Annotated in this window: 18 protein-coding genes; 12 read left to right on the top strand and 6 right to left on the bottom strand. The window is 60.1% G+C overall.

Annotated features, from left to right (window positions below):
• The first annotated feature begins 109 nt into the window (after positions 1-109).
• The 4 genes from HUU46_16720 (at position 110) to HUU46_16705 (ending at position 8,280) form a co-directional block, all read left to right on the top strand.
• Positions 110-1,483 (top strand): DUF1501 domain-containing protein, encoded by a 1,374-nt coding sequence (locus HUU46_16720; GenBank protein ID NUM55291.1) that lies wholly within the window; start codon positions 110-112, stop codon positions 1,481-1,483.
• A gap of 63 nt (positions 1,484-1,546) precedes the next feature.
• Entirely contained in the window at positions 1,547-3,997 is a 2,451-nt protein-coding gene (locus HUU46_16715; GenBank protein NUM55290.1) for a DUF1553 domain-containing protein, read from the top strand.
• Positions 3,998-4,007: 10 nt separating this feature from the next.
• Complete coding sequence (locus tag HUU46_16710) at positions 4,008-4,247, top strand: addiction module protein (GenBank protein ID NUM55289.1); 240 nt, start codon at positions 4,008-4,010, stop codon at positions 4,245-4,247.
• 301 nt (positions 4,248-4,548) lie between these two features.
• Positions 4,549-8,280: a pre-peptidase C-terminal domain-containing protein gene (locus tag HUU46_16705; protein NUM55288.1), complete on the top strand. Its 3,732-nt coding sequence runs from the start codon at positions 4,549-4,551 to the stop codon at positions 8,278-8,280.
• A 12-nt stretch (positions 8,281-8,292) separates the two neighbouring features.
• Here HUU46_16705 and HUU46_16700 read toward each other — a convergent pair whose 3' ends face one another.
• Positions 8,293-10,758 carry a hypothetical protein gene (locus tag HUU46_16700; protein NUM55287.1) on the bottom strand — a complete coding sequence of 822 codons (2,466 nt, stop codon included), beginning with the start codon at positions 10,756-10,758 and terminating at the stop codon, positions 8,293-8,295.
• Between the two features lie 180 nt (positions 10,759-10,938).
• Between HUU46_16700 and HUU46_16695 the strand changes: the two genes are divergently transcribed.
• Positions 10,939-12,150: a hypothetical protein gene (locus HUU46_16695; GenBank protein ID NUM55286.1), complete on the top strand. Its 1,212-nt coding sequence runs from the start codon at positions 10,939-10,941 to the stop codon at positions 12,148-12,150.
• A gap of 194 nt (positions 12,151-12,344) precedes the next feature.
• On the opposite strand, the gene HUU46_16690 is transcribed toward HUU46_16695, so the two are convergent.
• Genes HUU46_16690 through HUU46_16680 form a run of 3 tightly spaced genes read right to left on the bottom strand, consistent with a single transcriptional unit; the run spans position 12,345 to position 14,278 of the window.
• Entirely contained in the window at positions 12,345-12,800 is a 456-nt protein-coding gene (locus HUU46_16690) for a YaiI/YqxD family protein (protein ID NUM55285.1), read from the bottom strand.
• On the bottom strand, positions 12,797-13,852 hold the full coding sequence (locus tag HUU46_16685) for a hypothetical protein (protein ID NUM55284.1): 1,056 nt from the start codon (positions 13,850-13,852) through the stop codon (positions 12,797-12,799). The genes HUU46_16690 and HUU46_16685 overlap by 4 nt, the downstream gene beginning before the upstream one ends.
• Before the next feature lie 9 nt (positions 13,853-13,861).
• On the bottom strand, positions 13,862-14,278 hold the full coding sequence (locus tag HUU46_16680; GenBank protein NUM55283.1) for a hypothetical protein: 417 nt from the start codon (positions 14,276-14,278) through the stop codon (positions 13,862-13,864).
• Between the two features lie 72 nt (positions 14,279-14,350).
• On the opposite strand from HUU46_16680, the gene HUU46_16675 reads away from it, so the two are divergent.
• Complete coding sequence (locus tag HUU46_16675) at positions 14,351-14,569, top strand: hypothetical protein (GenBank protein ID NUM55282.1); 219 nt, start codon at positions 14,351-14,353, stop codon at positions 14,567-14,569.
• A 101-nt stretch (positions 14,570-14,670) separates the two neighbouring features.
• Here HUU46_16675 and HUU46_16670 read toward each other — a convergent pair whose 3' ends face one another.
• Positions 14,671-15,429 carry a class I SAM-dependent methyltransferase gene (locus HUU46_16670; GenBank protein NUM55281.1) on the bottom strand — a complete coding sequence of 253 codons (759 nt, stop codon included), beginning with the start codon at positions 15,427-15,429 and terminating at the stop codon, positions 14,671-14,673.
• Between the two features lie 161 nt (positions 15,430-15,590).
• On the opposite strand from HUU46_16670, the gene HUU46_16665 reads away from it, so the two are divergent.
• The gene (locus HUU46_16665) at positions 15,591-16,739 is read left to right on the top strand and encodes a DUF1080 domain-containing protein (protein NUM55280.1); all 1,149 of its coding nucleotides are present in this window, start codon (positions 15,591-15,593) and stop codon (positions 16,737-16,739) included.
• Positions 16,740-16,858: 119 nt separating this feature from the next.
• On the opposite strand, the gene HUU46_16660 is transcribed toward HUU46_16665, so the two are convergent.
• The gene (locus HUU46_16660; protein ID NUM55279.1) at positions 16,859-17,647 is read right to left on the bottom strand and encodes a helix-hairpin-helix domain-containing protein; all 789 of its coding nucleotides are present in this window, start codon (positions 17,645-17,647) and stop codon (positions 16,859-16,861) included.
• Between the two features lie 292 nt (positions 17,648-17,939).
• Here HUU46_16660 and HUU46_16655 point away from each other — a divergent pair, with 292 nt between their 5' ends.
• The 5 genes from HUU46_16655 to HUU46_16635 all read left to right on the top strand — a co-directional run bounded on the left by HUU46_16655 (position 17,940) and on the right by HUU46_16635 (position 22,985).
• Entirely contained in the window at positions 17,940-18,536 is a 597-nt protein-coding gene (locus HUU46_16655; protein ID NUM55278.1) for a diguanylate cyclase, read from the top strand.
• A 64-nt stretch (positions 18,537-18,600) separates the two neighbouring features.
• A complete protein-coding gene (locus HUU46_16650; GenBank protein NUM55277.1) occupies positions 18,601-20,376 on the top strand; it encodes a hypothetical protein in 1,776 nt (591 codons plus the stop codon).
• A gap of 393 nt (positions 20,377-20,769) precedes the next feature.
• Positions 20,770-21,162 carry a hypothetical protein gene (locus HUU46_16645; GenBank protein ID NUM55276.1) on the top strand — a complete coding sequence of 131 codons (393 nt, stop codon included), beginning with the start codon at positions 20,770-20,772 and terminating at the stop codon, positions 21,160-21,162.
• 49 nt (positions 21,163-21,211) lie between these two features.
• Positions 21,212-22,618, top strand: coding sequence for a 3-isopropylmalate dehydratase large subunit (leuC, locus tag HUU46_16640; protein ID NUM55275.1), 1,407 nt, complete (start codon positions 21,212-21,214; stop codon positions 22,616-22,618).
• A complete protein-coding gene (locus HUU46_16635; GenBank protein NUM55274.1) occupies positions 22,590-22,985 on the top strand; it encodes a twin-arginine translocase TatA/TatE family subunit in 396 nt (131 codons plus the stop codon). Before leuC ends, HUU46_16635 begins: the two co-directional genes overlap by 29 nt.
• The last annotated feature ends 74 nt before the right edge of the window (positions 22,986-23,059 follow it).

Raw genomic sequence — 23,059 nt, 5'->3', positions numbered from 1 at the left:
TTCTTGCCCCCCTGAGAGCCTTCGACTATACTGTGTTTCGTGAAACGCCGGGCGTTGGCGTAGGCTGTTCGGACGCGCAAGGGATATCCCTGCGAAAGCGAGGGCTGGCATGTATCGGATAGACGCTGAAAAATCGGTTCACTTCTGCGATGGCATGTCGCGTCGCGACTTTCTGCACGCCGGAGCGCTGTCCACCATCGGCCTGACGATGCCCGGGTTCATGGGTCTGCGCAGCGCCGGCGCCGTCGACACAAAGAAGGACATGAACTGCATCTTCCTCTTCCTGGTCGGCGGGCCGAGCCAACTCGACACATTCGATATGAAGCCGGATGCGCCGCGCGAAATCCGCGGACCTTATAAGCCGATCAGGACGAATAACCCCGATATCCAGATTTCGGAGATCTTCCCCAACCTTGCCAATCACGCGGACAAGTTTTCGCTGATTCGCACGCTGCACCACAAAGCCGCTGGCGTGCACGATACCGGCCACCAAATGATGCAAACGGGCCGCCTCTTCCAGAACGGTATGGAACACCCGCACGCGGGGTGTGTGCTCGGCTATCTCAAGGGCGGCAAGAACGGCATGCCGCCGCACGTGCTGATGCCGCGCCCCATCGGCCCGACGGGCGGAAATATGCCGCACGGGCAGAACGCGGGCTTCCTCGGCAAGTCGCACGATCCCTTTATTCTAAACGCCGAGCCGGACCGGACGGACTTCAAAGTGCCCGATCTGTTGCCGCCGGACTACATCTCCGCGTCGCGCATCGAACGGAGGCGCAATCTGCGCGAGATTGTGGACGATTCGGTCAAACAGCTCGAAGCGAATCCGGATGCGCGTCTGCTCGACGAAAACTTTCAGCAGGCGTACACGCTAATGTCGTCGACCGCTGCGCGCGAGGCCTTCGATTTGACGAAGGAACCGGACAAGTTGCGTGACGCGTATGGCCGCAACAAGTTCGGGCAAAGTTGTTTGCTTTCTCGCCGCCTACTCGAAAGCGGCGTCCGCTTCTGCACGGTCAACATGTTCGAGACCGTGTTCAACGAGATCACGTGGGACATTCACGGTTCCGCGCCATTTAGCCCCATCGAGTGTTACAGCGATCTGGTGGGACCGATGCTGGACAAGGGCCTGAGCACGCTGCTCGAAGATTTGAAGCAGCGCGGCATGCTCGAAAACACGCTGATCGTCGCGATGGGCGAGTTTGGGCGGACGCCGAAGATTAACCCCGCCGGCGGGCGCGACCACTGGCCGCAGGTCTGGTCGATTCTCATGGCGGGCGGCGGCATTCAGGGCGGGCGCGTCGTCGGCAAGACCGACGACATCGGCGCCTACCCGGTCGAGCGCCCCGTCACTCCGGCTGAAGTCGTCGCAACCGTTTACCACTGTCTCGGTATCGACGGCGAAACCGAGCTTGTCGGCCCCGGCAGCCGGCCCATTCCGCTTGTGGATTTCGGCGTTAAGCCGATTATGGAGTTGGTGTAGCCCGCCGATCCCTTCGGTTTGTCGGGCTGTTTCGTAGTGCAAGGCATGAGGGCTACCATGAGCATTCGCGTCTGGTTTGCGCGTGTGTTAGTTGCCGCGCTGGCTTCGACAACTATGTCGAGCGCAGAGTCGCGCCTCGCGATGATCCCAAGCGCGATTGCGCTGACGCATCAGGGGGCGAATCATTCGCTCATTGTCGAACGGATGAACGGCGATGAATCTGCGGGGGACTTGACGCCGAAAGCAACGTTTGCGTCGTCCAATCCCGCGGTCGCTGAAGTTGACGCAAAGGGCCTGGTGCGAGCGATCGGAGACGGCGAAGCAACCATCACCGCGACGGTGGACGGACAATCCGTAACCGCGACGGTCACGGTGACAGGCACGGATAAGCCCTTCACACCGAGTTTCCGCAACGACATTGCGCCACTGCTATTCAAGATGGGGTGCAACACCGGCGCCTGCCACGGCGCGGCGGCGGGCAAGAACGGATTCAAGCTCTCGTTGCGCGGATTCGATTTCGATTGGGACCACAAGGTAATGACGCGCCAGGCCAACGCACGGCGCTTATCACTCTCCGAGCCGGAGCAGAGCCTGGTGTTGCTGAAGGCGACGATGGAAGTGCCGCACGGCGGCGGAGAACGTTTCCGCAACGACAGCGAATCCTACCGAATCCTGCGCGACTGGATTGCCGCGGGCGCGCCCGCGGCGAACGCGGCCGACCCGCTGGTACAGTCGATCGAGCCGTATCCCAACTCCGTGAAGCTGGCGAAAGACGCAACGCAGCAGATCATAGTCCGCGCGAACTACTCGGACGGAGGATATGCAGACGTGTCGCGCTGGGTAAAGTATGAGACCACGGACGATTCGGTCGCCGTCGTGGATGACAACGGCAAGATCACTGTCACCGGTCCGGGCGCAGCGTCGATCACCGTCTGGTACGCGAGCAAAGTCTCCGCGGTACGCGTCCTCGTTCCGCGCGAGAAGCCGGTAGCGCCGGAGCTGTTCGCGAAGGCCGAGTCGTATAACTACATCGACGAGTTGGTCATGCGACAACTCAAGAGCCTTCAAATAGCGCCCACCAACCTCTGCACCGACGCCGAGTTCATACGGCGCGCGTCGCTCGACGCGACCGGCGTGCTGCCCAAGCCGGATGATGTCGCGGCGTTCGTTGCCGACACCAATCCGAAAAAGCGCCGGGACCTGATCGCGAAGCTCGTAGAAAGCCCGGAGTTTGTCGACTACTGGTCCTACAAATGGTCCGACCTGTTGTTGCTGTCCTCCAAAAACATCCCGCGGCGGGAAGAACTGATTTCGTTCTACCGGTTCATTCGCGATAGCGTCGCCGCGAATAAGCCGTGGGACACGTTCGTTACTGAGTTGCTCACGGCGAACGGCAGCACGCTCGACAACGGCGCGGCGAACTACCTCGCGATGCACAAGGAGACGGTCGACCTGACGGAGACCACATCGCAGGCGTTTCTCGGGTTTTCGATCACCTGCGCGCGGTGCCACAACCACCCGCTCGAGAAGTGGACGCAGGACGACTACTACGGCATGGCGAACCTGTTCGCCCGCGTGAAGTACAAAAATGGTCAACGCGGCAACGACACCGAAGTGGTTACGGACACCTTCGGCGACGTGCTGCACCCGCGCATCGGCGCGCCCATGCCGCCGCGTCCGCTCGACGGCGAACCGCTCGACCTCGCCAGTTCGAACGATCGCCGGATCGAACTTGCACAATGGCTGACTTCCCCGGACAACACGTACTTTACGCGCGCGATCGCGAACCGCGTGTGGCGCAATTACATGGGACGCGGCCTTGTCGAGCCCGAAGATGATTTGCGTTTGACCAACCCGCCAACGAACGGTCCGTTGCTTGATGCCCTGGCGGAGGACCTTGCCGGCCATTGTTACGATCTCAGACACCTTATGCGGACCATCATGGAGTCCGCGGCGTACCAGCGAGAGTCGCAACCGTCCGATCCCGAGTTGCCTGACGAACATTACTACTCGCAGTACATCATCCGCCGCCTCAGCGCGGAGGTGATTCTCGATGCATATTCGCAGGTGAGCGGCGTTCCCACCGAATTCAACGGTTATCCCGCCGGGTTCCGCGCGCAACAATTGCCCGACTCGCAAGTGGGTTCGTATTTCCTTTCCGCGTTCGGTAGACCGGAGCGAAAACAGACGTGCTCGTGCGAGCGCACAGCCGATTCCAGCATCGCGCAAACGCTTCACGTCGCGAATGGTGACACGCTCAACAAGAAACTCAGCGACGAGCGCAGCTTCCTCACCAAGCTCGTCGCCGATAACGTCGCGGATGAAGAAGCGCTGGACCAAATCTATATGCGGGCACTCGCGCGACCTCCGCGCCCCGAAGAACGCGAGAACGCCCTCGCAATTCTCGCCTCCGCAGCCCAAGGCGCCGCCGATTCCAATGCAGAGCGCCGCCTTGCGCTCGAAGACCTCGTGTGGGCCGTGCTGTCTGGAAAAGAGTTTTTGTTTAACCATTGAGGGATTCCGTATGTCCGTCGATCTTCGAGCAGTGACAGAAGAAGATATTCGCCGACTTGACGTGGATGAGCGTCAGAAACTCATTCTTCAAATCGCTCATTCAATAGAGGACGAACACGTCCCACCTTTGACCCCCGAACAGGAGACCTATTTGGACGACTTGCTTGCCGAACATGACGTTAATCCCGAAGAGGGGCGGCCTTGGCGCGAGGTAATGGATGAGATTCGCGATCAATGCCTAAAACGGTAATCGTTTCGACCGTAGCTCAGGAACGAATTCGAACAATAGTCGAAACCTACGAGCAGGAATGCAAAGGGCTTGGCGTCAAGCTGCACGAAAACATTCAAGTCGTTTTGGCAATGATCGCTGAGTATCCAGATATGTACGAAGAAATACGGCCACGTATTCGCAGAGCAATTCTTCGCAGATTCAAGTTCAGCTTGTTTTATGTGGTAGAGCGCGATTTCGTGAGAGTTATATCGCTTTTCCATCAGGCAGACGATCCGCGAAAGTGGCCGCGCCCGCATCGATAATCCCGGAGAACCGGTTTATGCTTCGCCGAAGACTTTGCTGGATAGTTGTTGCTGCGCTCCTGCTCGCGCGCGGCGCGTTGGGCGAGCTTACTTTTGAAGGGGAAATCCTTCCCATCTTCAAAAGCCACTGCTCCGCGTGTCATTTCCCCCCGGTCGACCCCCCCAAGGGCAAGCTCGATCTTTCCACGCTTGCCGGTACGCTGAAGGGAGGTTCGGAGGGCGTCATCCTTGTCGCCGGCAAAGCGGAAGAAAGCCGTCTGATCCAGATGATCGAGGGCAAACTCGAGCCGAAGATGCCGCCCGAAGGCAAGGGCGAACCGCTTGGCGTGGATTCTATAGCATTGTTGAAACAGTGGATAAACGACGGCGCAAAAGGACAAGACGCCCCCGCGGCTCCGACCTCAACCTCTGCCCCACAAGCTGCGTCCGCGCCAAATCCAGCCACGATTCAGCCGCCGATCAGCGCGATGGCCTACGGCAAGCGCGGCGACGAACTCCTGCTTGCAAGCGGTACGCTGCACAACGTCGAACTGTTTACGGTAGACGCGCAAGGGCAGGCGACCTCAAAAGGCAAGCTTGAAGGCCACGCGGAAATGGTGCGCGCGCTTGCGTTCAATGCCGGCGCCGGCGTGCTTGCGGCGGGCGGTGGCAAGCCGGGGCGCGGCGGTGAGATTAAGCTGTGGAACACATCCGATCTGTCGTTGATCAAAACGATTGAAGGCCACAAGGACAATGTCCTCGCATTGGCGTTCAGCCCTGACGGCAAGCAACTCGTCTCGGCGAGCTACGACAAATCGCTCATCGTCTGGGACGTCGAAACCGGCAATGCCGTGCGCACCCTCGCGAACCACGTCGATGCCGTCTATGCCGTCGCGTGGAGCCCGGACGGAAAACAGATTGCGTCCGGCGCGGGCGACCGGACCGTAAAATTGTGGCAGGCGAGCGACGGCAAACTGCTGATCACCATCTCCGACTCGCTCGACGCCGTGCTCGCGCTCGCGTTTGCGCCGGACGGCAACACGCTCGCGGGCGCCGGCGCGGACAAGGTCATCCGCCTGTGGGAAATGGTCGGCGCGGGCGAGCCGCTCGAGCAATCAGGATCGACCGCGGGCAAGTTGAAAACTTCTACCTTCGCGCACGAAGGCGCAATCTTACACATCATCTATTCGCCCGACGGCTCGACGTTATATTCGACCGCGGAAGATCGACGAATCAAGGCGTGGGACTCTGCCGCGCTAACCGAGAAGGTGACCTTCGAACACCAGTCCGATTGGGTGACAGCGCTTGCGCTGGACCCGCAAGGCGCCTTGCTGGCTGCCGGCCGGTATGATGCGACACGCACCATTTACGCCACCGAAACGGGCAAGGCATTGTCCGGTTCGACGACGCAAGTCGCCAGCGCACAGTCCGGCCCGAAGAAGGTGACCAGCCTCAGCGTTGAAGCAGTGATTATCCGCGCAACGGTCCCGCCTTCGCTGCAATCGGTTTCGCCCGATCGTTGGCACCGCGGTGCGGAACTCGAACTCGCCGTCAACGGAAAGAACCTCGATCGTGCCGAGCCTATCTCGACGAACCCGAAGGTAAACGTTGAAATCGCGGAAGTCGAGGCGCTGCCCGAACCTGAACTGAAACTCGGCGAAGGCCCGCGCGGCACGGGTGCGGACATCCTCGATAACGCGCGTCCATACAAAATGAAGCTAAAGGTAAAGACCGAGGCCGACGCGCCCCTCGGGCGCTACGAAATCCTTTTCCGCACGCCGATTGGCCTCACCAACGGCGCGGGCTTCACCATTATCCCTGCACCGGACCTGAGCAAGGCCGAACCGAACGATGAATCGCCGCAACCCGTGCAATGGCCTGGTGTCGTCGAGGCGGCAATCAATGCATCCGGCGACGTGGACAAGTACAACGTCTCCGCGAAGGCCGGACAGGAAATCGTCTTCGTCATTACGGATAGCGCATTGAATGTCGACATGCAGTTGCGTGATCCGTCGGGCGACGTCGTCGCTACCGGCGCAGACTTCGGCGGCGCCATGCGCAGTCGCATGGGATACAAAGTCCCTGCCGACGGCGACTACGTGGTGGAAGTCGCCGACGCGGACCTGCGCGCAAACCTGGGCTATCGCCTTCATATCGGCGCATTCCCGATGGTGACGTCGGTGTGGCCACTCGGCGTGCACGCCGGTGTGCCGCAGAAAGTCGAAGTTGCCGGCTTTAATCTCCCGGGCACAACGGTTGAAGTTGATCCGCCCGATGAAGCTGCGCCTGGCGCCACCATGCCCCTGCCCATCGCCGTGCCCGAAGGCAGTCCGATTTCGTTGCCGGTATTGTCCGTGAGCGGTGCGGCCGACGCTTCCGAAGTCGAACCGAACAACTCCGCGGCCGAGGCGCAGCCGCTCGCGTTTCCTGCCGCAATCAACGCGCGCATCGCGCACGACAAGGACGGCGTGCCGGATGTGGATTACTACCACTTCCACGCGAACAAGGATCAGGCAATCGTGATCGAGACGCTCGCTGCGAAGTTCGGCTCGAAGCTCGACTCGAAAATCGAAGTGCTTGACGCTCAGGGCAATCCCTTGCAGCGCGCCCTGCTCCGCTGCGTGGCGCAGACCGCGTTGACGCTCTCGCCGCGCGACTCGCGCCAGGCGGGCCTTCGATTCGAAAATTGGCGCGACTTCAAAATGAACGACTACGTCATGGTCGGCGGCGAAGTCATCCAGGTGTCGCGCATTCCCGGGTACGGCGACGAAGACGTCGTGTTCAAACAGTATCCGAACGGCCAGCGCATCGGCCTGTTCGCCACCACGCCCGAACATCACGCCGTATACGATCACATCTACAAGGTTACCGTTCATCCGGTGGGAACTACTTTCGCGCCGAACGGCATGCCGGTATACCCACTCTTCTGGAAAAACGACGACGCGTTCGACGCTAACGGAAACGCGACCGGCGATTCGCGGCTCGATTTCGTCGCGCCGGAGGACGGCGACTACGTCGTTCGCGTGTCGGACGTGCGCGGCGAAGGAGGGCCAAATCACGCCTACCGCCTGCTGTTGCGCGAGTTGAAGCCCGACTTTGCAGTGGCGGCCGCGCCCTACCACATCAGCATGCCCCCGGGAAGCCGCATTCCGCTCGACGTGCGCGTGCTTCGCACGGACGGCTTTAACGAAGAAGTGAAGGTCACCGCACATGGTCTTCCCGAAGGCTTCACTGTCGAGACCGAATCGGTACTGCCCGACGAAGACTTGGTGCGCGTCGCGCTCGTTGCGGGTCCGGACGCCAAAACGACGCCGTTCGATTCCCGCTTCAAGCTCACCGGGGAAGCGAACGTGAGCGGAACCACCGTCACGCGCGAGGCGTACTTCGGGTCGATCACCGTCAGCGAGAAGCAGCCGGACCTGACCGTGAACAACGGCGAAAACACGCTCGTGCTTGCGCCGGGCCAACTCGGCGCAATCAGCCTCAACCTTACGAAGGCGAACGGCTACGACAGCCGGACCCCAATCAGCGTGTTGAATTTGCCATTCGGCGTGCGCGTGATGTACACGGGGTTAAACGGAATACTCGTCCGCGAAGGCGAGACGGAACGCCGCATCGAAATCCTCGCCGAACCGTGGGTGAAGCCGATGACGCGGAGAATCTACGTTCAGGCGAACATCGAAACACAGTCGCCGCAACGGCCCGTGTTTCTCGGCGAACCGATCGAACTGCGCATCGTCGGCGATCAAAAACTCGCGAAGCGGAACTGACAAAGGCGAGGTCTACAGCGACGGACTCGCCCCCAACCGTTGCGGCTCGCCGCGCCGCAGAATCATGATGTCCTTTCCATTCGACAGCGTGATCGTCTGCTCCGCCGGATTAAACTCGCTAATCGTCCAGTTGGTGTAGACCTCGTCACCGATCGCGTACGCGCGCTCGCTCGTCGCTCCGTCCGCCAGCCGCACCGTGATCGAGAACTGGGCGGCCCGATTTTCCGAAGTCAGAATCCCTCGCAGCGTCACTTCCGGCGCAAGCGCATCCATTAGCGCCGACGTGGGTTGTTGCGGCTCGACGGGCCGCGCTGGTTCGGTGGGCTGCGCTGTCGTATTCGGCGCGGTGGCAGCGTCCGTTCCCGCAACGGGCTCGAGCGTAAATGCCGCTTCCTGCGCGGCGCCCGACGCGCCCTTCAGCGTCGCGCGGTATTCCCCCTCCGGTAACCGGTATACCAGCGCCGCTGCCTGCCCCGGCAAAACCGGCAACCGCGAAATCGGATAGCTACCGATTGGCAGTTGCGAGTTTCCGACGCGCACGCTCACCGGAGCGCTGACGTCAATCCCCGAGTTTTTTCCAATCCGTTTTTCCACGTTAAGCGCGTATGCGTTCCTCATCGTCGAATTCGCCGCGAGCAGCAACTCGCGTCCGCCGGAATTTTTCACGCTCACGGTCACTTCGTGTTCAGGCGGCTGCGCGTCAGTGACGATTCGCGTCTCGACGCTCAGTTCCGGCTGCGCAGTACGTACACCACCAAGGTCCGTCACAACGGCCCCGACACCCGCAACGGTGGCAATGGCCGTTAGCGGAATGATGACACGCCCGTCGCGCGTTGCGGCAAGCGTAATGACGCCGGCGGCGGCGACTGCCAGCAAACCCAACGCGTACACGAGCATTCCCGGACGCAACAACAACGGTCCGCCTACGCGCAACGCTGCCGACACGGGGCTCTCGTTGTACGCGCTTTCGTGCAGAAACGTCGTTGTCAGCAAACACGCAAGCAACCACACCGCACAATACGCGAGACCGCGCGCAGAAATACTGGGAATGAAGGCGGCGGCAACCGCGAAGACCGCAATGCCGATCGGGAATAGCGCATACCAAAACGCCGTCGATCCAGGACCGGAATCCATGCCCGCGAGTTGCAGTGCCGTGTGCCCGCCGGCAATTGGGAGGAATAACGCCGCCAACACGAGCGCCGCGCCCGCCCAAGCGACCCACGCGTCCATTGGCGCGCGCAATCCGGGCTTTCCGTGCGCGAGGCGCGCAACGAAGGTGCCCCGTGCGCGCGGCACCTCCTCGGCGCTATTCGCATTGAGCGCGCGCACCACCAGCGCGCGCGCCTTCGTCAGGTCCGTCTTCGCCCGGCGAAGTTCTTCTTCGGCCTCCGCAAACTCCTCGCGCTTAAGCTGGCCCACCTGAAGTCGGCCGCGCGAATGATCGAGCTGCGCGTCAATTGCCTGCATGTCGTTCGAATAGTCGTCCGCAAGCTGTTCAAGCCGTTCCCGGGCGTGCTGCACGCGCGCCTGGGTGCGCTCGTGCTGCGCCTTGGCATCAGCAACGACTTCCGCAATCGTGCGCCCATTGCCGGACGGCGGCGCCTTCAGTTTTTTCGCCTCGCTCAACTTGCGCTCGGACTGCGCGCGGTCCGCCAATGCCCCGCGCAGCGATTCCACGTGCACATCGAGCAAGGTCTCGTTATCGTCGATCTCGTTCGCGAACGTAATCCGGAACGTCCCCGTGGGTATATGCTCGAACGCCACGTCGACCGCGCCGCCGGCACGATGAACGTCCTCCACCGTCAACCAGCCGCGCAAGTTTGACTGCCGCCGTTCGTGATTGTCGCGGCGGCGGCGGAGCCTATCCACCTGGGTCCGGTATTCGCTGTACGGCAGTTCGGCCACCCGCACCGCGAGGTTCAGTTCCGCGAGTTTTTCGTTCGTCGCGGCAAGTTCGATGGCGGTCTCCATCAAGCGCTGGCGCAGTTCTTCTTCGAGGTCCTGCTCTGCCGCGCGAATGCGCGTACGAATGCCCAGCAGTTCCGCGATCTTCGGATCTTTGCGCGCGGCCACCTCGACGCTGCCGGTGTCCTGCACCAACTTCGACCCGGTGATCCGCTTCTCCAGCTTCGCGACGAGGCTGTGGATTTGGCGCAACGGATCGAGTACGTCGAGCGGCCCAAGCGCTTTGCGCACCTTCCCCTTCGGATCGATGTCCGGCAACGGCGCGACTTCCGCCTCTTCCTTCTGTTTGGCCTTCTCCGGGCCGGCCCCCTTCCTCACCTTGCGCAAAAGTTCAGGGTGGTCTTTGAGATAGATAACATCCGTGTTCGGAGGGATTTCGTCCGGTGTGGGAATCCGGATTTTCAGGCGGCACGCGACACATTTGCCCGGGCGGCCAAACATGTCCTCGGAGACCTTCATCTTCTGGCCGCACACGCAATAAATCCGAAGCGGCGCAACTTCGCTGCTCGGCATACCCAGTCTCCCCAGCATTACCTTTCAAAAGACTGCCCTATGGTCTGCTTTTTTTCAAGTAATATCATGCGGTTACGCCGTTTGCCGCCGAAGCAGAATTAGCACTTCGGCGCCCGGCAGATTCGACTCCAAACGCCCATGTAGTTACGATGGCGTCATCCAGTACGAAGGAGTGTCACCATGCAACGCCCGACGCGGCGCGAGTTCACCACAATCTGCGCATTGGGAGGAGTATCGCTCGTCATGGCAACGAAATCAGTAGCGGCTACGCCCAGCCTGAAAATCGAACGCATCGAACTCTTTCCTGTCGTCTACCCGACGGTGATGCGGTTCAAGTTTTTCGAAAGTCCGGGCGGGGGCACCGGCCGCGCATCCGTCGTAATCAAAATCACCGCGAACGACGGCGCGGTCGGCTGGGGACAAAGCGTGCCCGTGCCGCGATGGAGCTACGAAACGCTCGAGTCGGCGGTCAGCACGATCGAGCGGTATCTGAAGCCGTTGCTCATCGGAATGGACCCCTTCGATTTCGAGGCTATCCATGCGACCATGAACCGTGAGGTCGCGAACTCGTTTTCGACCGGCGCACCAATCACGAAAGCGGGCATCGATCTCGCCCTGCACGACCTGATGGGAAGGGCACTGAACAAGAACGTCGCCGAATTGTGGGGACGCACGTTACCCGACGACCTCCTGCTCAGTTGGACGCTCAATCCGAAAGTGTTCGAGGACACCGAGTCGATCGTTGCCAAAGGACGGGAGCGCGGCTACACGAATTTCAATATCAAGGTCGCCCCGGACCTGTCGACGGACATTGCATTGTGCAAGAGAGTGAAGGAACTCGCGCCGGACGGCTTCCTCTGGGGCGACGCCAATGGCGGCTACGATCTGAAGACGGCCCTCGAAGCCGCGCCAAAACTCAAAGATGCGGGCATGGCCGTGTTCGAGCAACCCCTGCCATCGAATCGGTTAACAGGGTACCAGCAACTGAAAAAGCTGGGCGTACTGCCTATCATTCTGGATGAAGGCGTCGTCTCACCGACCGACCTCGAAGAATTCATTAAGCTCGGCTGTTGCGACGGCGTCGCATTAAAACCCGCGCGCTGCGGCGGACTCGTTTCCGCGCGCGCGCAAATTGAATTGCTCGACGCGCACAATCTCATGTTCCTCGGCAGCGGCCTCACCGATCCGGACATCGCGCTCGCGGCGTCGCTCATTCTCTACGGCGCATACGGTTTGCAGAAACCCGCCGCACTCAACGGCCCGCAGTTCATCGAAGAAACGATTTTGAAACAGCCATTCACAGTGACGGGCGGCCGAGTGGCGATTCCGAAGGGCCCAGGTTTGGGCGTCGAAGTGGACGAAGAAAAACTCAAAGAACTGTCCAGACGTTAGCCCGGATTTTTCACGCGAACCGCAACGACGTGTACTATCCGTTGCGTCACATGAAGTTCCATAGTTTCCGGTACAAGCTGTTCGCGTGAAAAATCCTCACGCCATACGCTCAAGGGTTTACTCGTGAGCGTTTCTCGCCGCACCGAATGTTTTTACGTCCACTTGCAACGTCGTGGGGCGGCGAGAAACGCGGGTTAGCCCGCCATCGCCCTTCGGGCAACGACGTCCAGGCGCTGCAGAAAGCGCGAACGGTCACTCTGCTGAAACGGCGCCGGGCCGCCGCCGATCGTGCCGTGCTCGCGCAGGTGGGCCAGAATCTCGCGCGTCGCGAGCGCCCCTCCAATCGACGCCTCCGTATGCTCGTGCCCCTTCGGCGTCAACACGAACGCGCCGCTCTTGATACACCGCGCCGCCAACGGTATGTCGTCCGCAATCACGATGTCATTCTTCGTCGCGCGTTCCGCGATCCAATCGTCGGCGGCGTCGATGGCGTTACCGACAACCACCAACTCGATATCGCCCGTCCGCGGCACAAACATCGGCGCGTTCGCCACGACCGTCACATGCAGACCGAGCCGCTCCGCGACGCGATACACTTCGTTCTTGACCGGGCACGCGTCCGCGTCAACGAATATCGTCGGCACGGTCACTCCGCAACTTTCGCGGCGACGTTTGCGCCCCAAGGCGTCGCGTCCAACTTGGGTTTGAATGTCTCCGCGAACCTCCGTTCCGGTTCCGTCATGGATTCAACGAGCGATTGCTTCGACAGGTCGAACCCGTTTCGCGTGTGAAACGTCCACGCCGCAGCGCCGCCCGCTTTCGCCTTGGTAACCGCGGTGATGACCGACTCGACGGTCAACCCGTCTTCGAGCAACGCCGGTTCCCCCATGTATATGGGTTTCGTGGTTGCGCCTCTCGCGCGCTTCACTAGAGCATCCATCGCATCGAACTGCCACGGATTGCGCGATTCGTGCCAGCCGACAATGTCCACGTTCACCTCGTTGCTCCGGCGCGCGACCTCCTCGGGTCCAATTTCGTTGGCCAGCGACGCCGTCACGAGCCGATGCGGATCGGCATTCTTTATCGCCGCGCGCAGGCGCCGCACCTCATCATCACTCAGGTGCGTGATACGTCCGTTGTATTCGTTTTGGATGTCGAGGAAAATGTGCCGGTAGTCGCGCAGCCCTCCCGCCACGTAGAATAGCGCGTGCTCGTAATCGTCGAGCCGCACCTGATTAACGGGTAGCAATCCTTGCGAAGTGCCGACTTGCTGCTCGGTCAAGTTCGAAAGCCCCAATACCGTTTCGTACGCAAACGACACGTCGACCAGCAGCCCATGTTGCGCCGCAAGTTCCAGGATTCGCTCCAGCGCGCTGAACCGCTCCAACCGGATTTGGCCCTTTCCGTTTAGGAGCGTGTCGCCGCCAAAAGCGATTTCGCGGCGAAAGTCCCACCAGTTCGGGAAAATGCGAATGCCATCGAATCCGTTTGCGCGAAGATAACGGAAGTCCGATTCGAGCGTCTCGTCCGATGCGCGCATGGCGTCAAAGTACGAAACAAACACAAGAAACCTTGGCTGGGAATCGACAGTAAAATGATCGCCGGATACCTCGAGTTCCGGCGTGATTACGCCCTCAGCCGCACCGTGACCCACCAGCGTGGCGAGGACGCAGATCGCGATTTGCTGCCGGCGTATGGCCACGCACACAGTCTACTTTCCTGCCTTTTCTTCCTGCTTGATGCGATTCCATGCCGCGATGGCGTCCTCCGGTGTCTGCGCCTTCGTCTCGCCGAACACATGGTCGTGCCGGCGGATCATCTTTTCGTGAATGCGCTCAAGCACCGAAGCCAGCGTGAACCGTCCCTCCGCTTCCGCCGCGGCAACCGACGCGAGCAACACGAACAGCACGTCCCCCATTTCCTCTTCGCTGTGCGTGTTGTCGCCTCGTTCCAGCGCCTCGATGAGTTCGTCGCCTTCCTGTATCGCGTACTTCGCGAAGGTGAGCGCCGTTTGTTCGCGGTCCCACGGGCACCCGTCCGGACCGCGGAGGTACCGCGCCAGGCTGATGAGCGCTTCGAACCAGTCCAACTCGTTTTCTGGCAAACGTTTCCAATGCGGATATTCCATGGCGCAGCGTACCTCTGCCTCAAGTTCCAGGCCGTTCCCGCCGATGAAGGATACGGCGTAGGAGGCCTGAGAATGACGGTACAGTGCTGCAAATGCAAACGGTTTCGCGTGGACGGCCAATGGTCGGCCCCGGCGGCGTCATTGCATCAAGGGGATGTCTCGCACACGTACTGCCCCGTTTGTGCCGACGAGACCTTTATCGAACTGTTTAGCGCGCAAGCCAGCCGCAGTACCGCGCACGAAGCGCTCTGCCTGCGCGAATTCCTCGGCCAACTCGCAATGACCGCATAACACGTGGAACCGTGCGCAAGAATGCGCCGCTCCGTTAAGCTGTGGCCAAGAGCATCCACAGCCCCGCATCATTTCCATAGATCCGTTCTAATCGCGGCGCGTCATCTCACTTCCCCAATAAACATCCGTGTGTCGTATTCGAAAGCCACTATCCCACCCCGTGCATGCGCGTCGAAGACCGCGCGCAGCCCGGCGACAAACTCGTTGCACCCGGCGCTGCCCTCCGCCGGCACATACGACGATGACATCGCCCTGCCGTAGAGTCCGTCCCAGTCAAAGCGCTGTTCGTTGTCGAATGTCGACTCCTCATATCCGCACGGACCGAAAAACGCGCGCAAGCGCTCCGCGTCGACGTTCCGGTGGTTTACCTTTTCGTAGTCGGTACCTTTCGATCGGAGCAATGCGTCATATTCGGCCAGAAACGGTGTTGAATCCACTTTGCGATCGTTCCAGACCAGCGCGACCATGCCTCCGGGTCGTAGAATCCGCCGGAACTCCGCGCGCGCGCGAACACCGTCAAACCAGTGAAACGCCTGCGCCGCGACAACCGCATCGACGGACGCGTCGTCAAGGCCCGTGGACTCCGCGCTTCCGTTGATACTGACGAACCCATTCTGTTTTCCAAGCATCCGCTCCGCGGCCGCGCGCATTTCCGGATTCGGTTCCACCGCGAATACGCGCAGCCCGCGCGCAAGCAACAGCTCCGAAAAGATGCCCGTGCCGGACCCGATATCCGCAACGGCGCTCCCACGCGACAACTTCGCCCGATCCAACAGATGCACAACCAAGCCGTCCGGATATCCCGGACGAAACTTGACGTAGTTTTCGACGCGGTCGGAGAATCGCTTGGTTACGTCCATTTGCCAATCGTACCAACTTCCGCCACGAAATCGACATCCTTGAACAGCGCTGGAAGCGGTCTCGACGTAAAAGGTAAGATACGCTTTTCCGCGTTGGGCGCGCGGGATTCAACACCAAATCTTTCCGATCGTGAAACCGCTGAATGAAAGGAGTCGTGAGTATGCGTGGTGGGATAGTGAAGAAGGCTGGCTGGGCCGCGGCAATCGCGCTCGTGGTCTGCGCGGCCGCAACGGCCGAACCCAAACTATTGCCCAAGGACGAAGCGGCCGCGGGCTGGATCAGTCTGTTCGACGGCGAAACGACCTTCGGCTGGACGTTAAGCGGCGACGCAAAATGGGCCGTCGACGGCGGTAACATCGTTTGCGCCGACGGCACCAACGGCGCGCTTACCACAACAAGCGAATTCGCCGACTTCAAGTTCACCGCGAAGGTGCGCCTTTCCGCCGAGGATATCGCAGGCATCGCCGTGCGCGCCGGCCTCGATGGTCACCCGAGCGAGAACGGTTCGGCAATGCTCGTTATCAGCGAGCCAAAGGACGGCGGCGCCGATTGGCATACCGTCGAGATCGATGCAAATGGCGCGAACCTTTCCGCGAAAGTCGATGGCAAGGACGCCGAGATTAAGGGGTCGCGTGGCCGCGGGCGTATCGCGTTCTTTTACTACGGACACGGCAACCACGGCCCCTGGGAACACCGCATCAAGCTCGAGATCGCCGAAGCGAAACTGCAACCGCTGAACCTCAAGCCAATCTTTAACGGCAAAGACCTCACGGGTTGGAAGGAAATCCCCGGCCGAAAATCGAAGTTCTCGGTCATTGACAGCGCGCTCAATATCAAAGACGGCAACGGCCAGATTGAAACGACCGAGTTGTTCAAGGATTTCGCGCTGCAACTCGACATCATCTCGAACGGCGACGCCCTGAATAGCGGCGTCTTCTTCCGCGGTCCCGTTGGCGTGTTCTGGAAGGGATACGAATCGCAGGTGCGCAACGAGTGGAAAGACAACGATCGGGCGAAACCAAACGACTTCGGCACCGGCGGAAACTACGGCAACCAGCCCGCGCGCTACGTCGTCTCGACCGACCGCGAATGGTTCACCAAGACCGTTGTCGTTACTGGAAATCACGCATCGGTCTGGATCAACGGCTACCAGGTCAGCGACTTCGCGGACAATCGGCCCATCCACCCGGAAAACGACGGCAAGAATGGGTACGTGCCCGGACCGGGCACCATCCATCTGCAAGGACACGACCCGACTACGGACCTCTCGTTCAAGAACATCAGGGCGAGCGAGTATCCCAACAACTGAACAAATATAACGCCGAGCTGTGGGAGACTTTGGGGTCGTAATCTAATACAGTTCGTGCGACGCGCGGAGCGGACCGATCGGTTCGCTCCGCGTTCTCGTTTTGTGGTGCCAAAAGCCGCTTATGGCCCCACACGCACAAGCGCCCGCATGTCGGCCAACCGCTTATCGCCGATGCCGGGAACATTGTTGAGATCGTCGACAGTTTGGAACGGCTGCTTCTTGCGGTACTGAATGATTGCGTCGGCCAGCTTCGGCCCAACCCCGGGCAACGTCTCCAGTTCTTCTGCGCTCGCCGAATTAACGTCGATCAGTTCCGAACCGGCCGTGGACGCCGTGCCCGTCTGCTGACTCGTACCGGACGGGGCCACGGACCCGCTTGACCGCGAACGCGCCGCGCTACGCCAACCCGAGATCGTGTACTCGGCGGGGTTCAGTGCAGCCGCGCTCTGCCCTGTCCGAATCACCAATCGTTTGCCATCCTCCACGCCTTCCCTGCCGGCGACCGGTATCACCAGCGCGGAACCGTCGATCAACTCTGCTGCCTTGTTGATGTCGCTTAAATCGCCGTAGCCCGTCGCGCCGCCTGCCGCCTCGATCGCGTCCTCGACGCGTTCAGTCTCGTCGAATTCGTAAACCCCCGGCGTCGTCACCGCGCCCGTTACTGAAACACTGATTCTTCGGACGGGATTGGCCTTCTCCGGCTCACGCGCTTCCACGGCGGACAGGACCGGCTGCTCGACCGGTTCTTCCCGCTTCTCCTGCGGCACCGGAATCTGGATTTCGCGTATCTCGACGGGCGCAGGCGCCTCACGTTGGGCGATGTAATACGCAATGCCGCCAACGCAAATCGCCGAGGCGCAACCGATCAATAGAATCTGTTCCCGCGACGTAAATACCCGATTGAGCATGGCCGATGCTTTCCCCTCCGCGCGCGGCGTAATTCTATATACAACTATCTCAAGAGGCAACAGTTCCATTCTTTCCCATACGCAGCATCTATTACGCGGAACGATGAATGCATACTATTAAGAGTCTATACATTGTGTATTAGATATCGTTTGACTAGCTATTAGCTGCAAGATACATAATACTTTGTCTATACATATGTTGACAGATGTATGATCGAAGTGGTATAAATCCTCCATGGTATCCGCCCCGACAACAAAACGCCCCCCAGCGTCTCCGCACCACGAACGATTCGTGGCCGCGTTTGAGATTGCTCTCGCGACTGCCCAAAAAGCCAATGCGCCGCTGGCAATGTCGCTTTTCGATATCGACCTCTTTGGCAAGTTAAATGAGGGCCAAGGACGCGATGGTGGGGACGCGGTCATAGACTGGATGGGACAGGCATTGGCGGACTCGATGGGCGAACGCGCGGAAATCGTTCGTTATGGGGGAGACGCCTTTGCGGCCATTCTCCCGGGTGTCGAAAAAGAGGAAGCCTTTCTACTGTCCGAGACGGCGCGTCGCGCACTGGAAGGCGAACGGATTGTTTACTCCCGCGATCAAGCGGTAAAATTCTCGCTTACCGTGAGTGCGGGTGTGGCGTCCTTTCCCGACGACGGCGCGGCGTGCGTGGATATCGTCCGAAAGGCAAGCGAGGCCCTTTACCGCGCGAAGGCGGGCGGGCGCAACAAGGTCTGTCTGGCGCGCGAAGAGCGCATGGTGACGAAGACAAGCCATTTCACCCAGGGCCAGTTGGCGGGCCTCTCGCGGCTCGCGAAACGGATGGGCGTCGGTGAGGCGGTCCTGCTGCGGGAAGCGCTCGATGACGTGCTGCGGAAGTACAACGCGTAAGGCAGGGACGTTTCGCCGAAATGTTTCAGAGGGTATTTAGAACAATTCGGGGGTTGGATTCGATATGAAGGCATCTATGAACAATTGGACCGTGCGTGCGTTTGTTGTGTTATGCGCGATTGGTGTCATTGTTGCCGGTTGCGCCAGCACGAAAAACGTCATGAACAAGGCCACGTTTGGGCTGATTGGCGGCAGCGAGCAGTCCGACGTCCAACAGGCCGACGCCGCGCAGGAAACCAAGGCCGAACGCAAAGCGCGCGAGAAGGAAGAGAAGCAACAGCGGGAAGCGGAAAAACGCGCCGCCAAAGAGGAAGAAAAGGCGCGCAAGGCTGCCGCGAAAGAGGAGAAACAGAGCGAAGACAGGCCCGGCCTGATGAGCCGCATGACCTTCGGCCTCGTCGGCGGCGATAAACAACCGGACGCCGACAAGCAGGCGGAAGCCGACGCGAAATCCGCTGAGAGGGAACGGGAGCGGCAAGAGAAACAAGCACGCGAGCAGGCAAAGCGCGATGCCAAGGCCGCCAAGCGCCAACAGGAACAGGAAGAAGAAACCCGCAAACGCGAAGAAAAACTCGCCGCCAAGGAGCAGAAGGAACAGGAGAAGGCGGCTGCGCGCGCCGAAAAGGACGAAGCAAAGGCAGGAGCGACGCGATCGGAAGATTCCGAAGGCACTGGTGAGAAACGTACGCTGATGAGCCGGATGACCTTCGGTCTTGTCGGCGGCAAGGAAGGCCGCGAGACAGACACGTCCGGTCAGTCCGGAACCACAACTTCGTCGACTGAATCCACTGCGACGACGCCTCCGCCGGCCGAAGGGCCAGCCAAAGAAGATGAGAAGGCCGCGAAGCGTGCGGAAAAAGAACAACGGGATGCCGAGAAACAGGCAAGGCGCGACGCAGAACGCGCCGAGAAGGAACAACAAGAACAAGCCAAGGCCGAAGCGAAACAAGCCGAAGAAGCGGCCTCGGACGACCAGCCCAAAGAGAAGCGGTCCCTGATGAGCCGCATGACCTTTGGTCTGGCGGGCGGCAAGAAGTCCGACGCGCCGGAAGCGCCTGCCGAATCGACGGACGCGGCGGCGCCCGCCGCCACGGAACAGCCGGCAATGGATACACCGGCGCCGGAAACTGACGCGCAACCGGAACCGGCGGAAGCCGAATCGGCGCCGGATGAAGAATCCACTGCCGGAGAGGAACCCAAGGAAAAGCGCACGCTGATGAGCCGCATGACCTTCGGTCTCGTCGGCGGCAAGAAACCCGGCGCGTCAGAAGCGCCGGACCAGACCGGCGCGTCAGACGCGGCTGGCGCGTCCACCGAACCCGCCGAACCCGCATTGCCGCCCGAGCAACTGGCGATGGCCGCCCCCACGGACGTGCAGTATGACGTGCAACCGGCATCGGACATGGACCCGGAAGCGCGCAAGCTGGCCAAAATGCCCTTCAAAACCGCCGTCGATCTCAGCACGAAATCGTCAACGGGTAAGGGACAGGCCACCGCAACGCGCGAGACGTACTCGAAGAACGGCTACGGCATCACCGACCTCGGCGACGTGCGCATCGCGGTGCAAGGCATGAAATTTGACGACGAATCCCGCGGCGGTGGCGTCATCATCTCGTCCGACGACCGCCTGCCCGCCGGCGGTAAGAGCGGCACCGGCAACAGCCTGTTCAACTACGAATACGCAAAGGGCGTCTCCGCCGTGCAGTTCGGTACCGTGAATTTCACCATCGCGAAAAGTGTTATCAGTATTGGCGGTAAGTCGGTGCCGATCGGCCAGGGAAAGAAGTTGGTCGTGGTTGATGGACAAGGAAATGTGATTGGCGCGTATGGTGTGGAATAGCGGTAGCGAATAATTAGAGGACACACCACGTTGATAAAATGGGTCGCATTATTACGCGCATATAGCATTGCGCAAGCGAAGCGCAGTCACCTTGTGTTTGCGCTGCTGGCGTGCCTTGTACTTGTGACGAGTTGCACACCGAAGTCGATCCTGTATCAAGTTGTGGAGTTTATCGCGCTCTCCGATGTGTTGAAAGATGCCAATACCCGAGTCGAAATGTTCAAGCGCCCTAAGTCGTCCAAGGGAAGTTCTGGAGGAGAACTGACTTCTCTCGCTGAGTTTGGAATACCAGAAGTTATACCCAGATTGGCCGGACTCAAAACGGCGCGTGTATCGGCCGGACCGGTGACTGTCGAGCACATACACACCGAGACATACAGTTGGAGTTGGTGCATGAGCGTCTGGGCATTCGAAAACGATTCGGACCATGAAATAGAGATCGATACCGGTCAATGCATCATGCTTAGTCTGGATCAAGGAAGCGATCCGGTTAGGCCGTATGAAGTGACGCAAAGGCTCGATGGTAAGACCGAAACGGTTAAGATAACCGACGGAAATCCGATGGACGTTAAGGTAATTGACGGGGATGTGCTGCTGTTCCAGGAGAAGCAACCGGGTCCGAGCGATGCAACGGCATGGCCGGTTCTTACGATTCCGCCGAAGAGCAAGACCGCCGTGGTTTTCTCGTATCAGTCTTGGCGCGCGAAGAAGGTCTTGATGGATATCGTGCTTAATGAAGCAGGCAATGAGCAGAAGTATCATTACCAGTTCAAATTGTCGAAGTAGCGAAGAAACAGCGCATACGGTGCCTAATAGATAGAGGTTGGTTGTAGTTATGCCGAAGAACATCTACGAAAAAATATGGGACGCACACCTGGTCTTGGAAGAGCCGGGGAAGGACGCGATTCTTTACATCGATCGGCATTACGTGCATGAGGTGACGTCGCCACAGGCGTTCGAGGGATTGCGGCTGGCGGGGCGCACGGTGCGGCGGCCGGAGCTGACCTTCGCGACGATGGATCACAACATCCCGACGACGGACCGCTCGCAGCCGATCCGCGACGAGATGTCGCGCTTGCAGGTTGAGACGTTGAAGAACAACTGCGACGAGTTCAGTATCGCGTGCTTCGACATGAAGGACCGGCGCAACGGGATTGTCCACGTGATTGGCCCGGAACTGGGTCTGACGCAGCCGGGGTTCACGATCGTGTGCGGCGATTCGCATACGTCCACGCACGGCGCGTTCGGCGCGCTTGCGTTCGGCATCGGCACAAGCGAGGTCGAGCACGTGCTCGCGACGCAGACGCTGCTGCAGAAGAAGTCGAAGACGATGGAAGTGCGTGTGAACGGTGTGCTGCCGAACGGCATAACGGCAAAAGACGTCATCCTCGCGATCATCGGCAAGATAGGCACGGCGGGCGGCACGGGCTACGTGATCGAATACACCGGCGACGTGATTCGCTCGTTGAGCATGGAAGGCCGGATGACGGTGTGCAACATGTCAATCGAAGGCGGCGCGCGCGCCGGGCTTATTTCGCCGGACGAGAAAACGTTCGCGTACCTGAAAGGGCGCGAGTACTTGAATGGCCGGCCGCATGAAAAGCTGGTCGAGAAATGGGCGCAATGGGCGTCCGATCCCGGATGCGCATACGACACAGTCATCGAACTGCACGCCAAAGACATCGAGCCGCAGGTCACGTGGGGCACATCGCCGGGTATGGTCGCGGGTGTGTCCGGCAAGACGCCGGTGTTGCACGAGATTAACGACGCGAACACGCGCCTGTCCGCTGAGAAGGCCCTTCAATACATGGGCCTCGATGAAGGCGTGCCGCTGACGGCGGTGACGATTAACAAGATGTTTTTCGGTTCGTGCACGAACGGGCGCTTGGAGGATCTGCGCGCGGCGGCGAAGGTGGTGAAGGGCTACAAGGTCGCGCCCAGCATCGATCAGGCGCTGGTCGTGCCCGGTTCGCATCAGGTGAAGGAAGAGGCAGAGAAGGAAGGCCTCGACCAGGTGTTCAAGGAAGCGGGATTCGAGTGGCGCGAGGCAGGCTGTTCGATGTGCCTCGCGATGAACGACGACCGATTGAACCCCGGCGACCGTTGCGCGTCTACGTCGAACCGCAACTTCGAAGGTAGACAGGGCAAGGGCGGGCGCACGCATCTGGTCAGTCCCGCCATGGCCGTCGCGGCGGCGATCACAGGGCATTTTGTTGACATTCGGAATTGGAAATATAACTAAGAAATTCTACACAGAAGACACCAATATCCTATCGACGGTGGAGAATGCGATGAACGTACGCAGAGCAATGGGCGCGTTGATTGGCGTCTTTTCCGGGCTGGTATTGGCAATCGTTGCAACTGGACCATGGCAAATATTGCCAGATCGGACGGAGCCGAAGTTACTCTACATACTTGCCGCAGTGCTCGTCGTTTTTGGCGGGAATCGATTACCCGATCTTGCGAGATCTATCTGGGAAGCGATTTATAATAACGTGCATGGCGATTCCGGCGGTTTTGGACCGCCAGGCGTGCCGGTTGAATCCGCGTTGTGTGTTCCGGTTCCGCCCAAGAGAGAAGCGCCGGACCCGCCGCTGCCGCCGTTGTAGGCGGGAGGCCATCAATGCCCAAAAACATTCAGCATATAGAACGAAATGGTCGAACGTGGACGATTCAACAAGTC

The sequence above is a fragment of the Candidatus Hydrogenedentota bacterium genome (assembly GCA_013359265.1).
In the GTDB taxonomy this organism is placed as follows: Bacteria; Hydrogenedentota; Hydrogenedentia; order Hydrogenedentales; family SLHB01; genus JABWCD01.
The sequence above is the reverse complement of the archived record's forward strand: the minus strand, read 5'-3'. Positions and strand labels throughout refer to the sequence as shown.

Excerpts from the sequence above, each read along its gene's own strand:
- HUU46_16645 (NUM55276.1), top strand. The coding sequence starts at position 20,770 with ATGAGCGTCTGGGCATTCGAAAACGATTCGGACCATGAAATAGAGATC.
- HUU46_16650 (NUM55277.1), top strand. The coding sequence starts at position 18,601 with ATGAAGGCATCTATGAACAATTGGACCGTGCGTGCGTTTGTTGTGTTA.
- HUU46_16700 (NUM55287.1), bottom strand. The coding sequence starts at position 10,758 with ATGCCGAGCAGCGAAGTTGCGCCGCTTCGGATTTATTGCGTGTGCGGC.
- HUU46_16680 (NUM55283.1), bottom strand. The coding sequence starts at position 14,278 with ATGGAATATCCGCATTGGAAACGTTTGCCAGAAAACGAGTTGGACTGG.
- leuC (NUM55275.1), top strand. The coding sequence starts at position 21,212 with ATGCCGAAGAACATCTACGAAAAAATATGGGACGCACACCTGGTCTTG.
- HUU46_16670 (NUM55281.1), bottom strand. The coding sequence starts at position 15,429 with ATGGACGTAACCAAGCGATTCTCCGACCGCGTCGAAAACTACGTCAAG.
- HUU46_16675 (NUM55282.1), top strand. The coding sequence starts at position 14,351 with ATGACGGTACAGTGCTGCAAATGCAAACGGTTTCGCGTGGACGGCCAA.
- HUU46_16720 (NUM55291.1), top strand. The coding sequence starts at position 110 with ATGTATCGGATAGACGCTGAAAAATCGGTTCACTTCTGCGATGGCATG.
- HUU46_16665 (NUM55280.1), top strand. The coding sequence starts at position 15,591 with ATGCGTGGTGGGATAGTGAAGAAGGCTGGCTGGGCCGCGGCAATCGCG.
- HUU46_16695 (NUM55286.1), top strand. The coding sequence starts at position 10,939 with ATGCAACGCCCGACGCGGCGCGAGTTCACCACAATCTGCGCATTGGGA.
- HUU46_16710 (NUM55289.1), top strand. The coding sequence starts at position 4,008 with ATGTCCGTCGATCTTCGAGCAGTGACAGAAGAAGATATTCGCCGACTT.
- HUU46_16705 (NUM55288.1), top strand. The coding sequence starts at position 4,549 with ATGCTTCGCCGAAGACTTTGCTGGATAGTTGTTGCTGCGCTCCTGCTC.
- HUU46_16660 (NUM55279.1), bottom strand. The coding sequence starts at position 17,647 with ATGCTCAATCGGGTATTTACGTCGCGGGAACAGATTCTATTGATCGGT.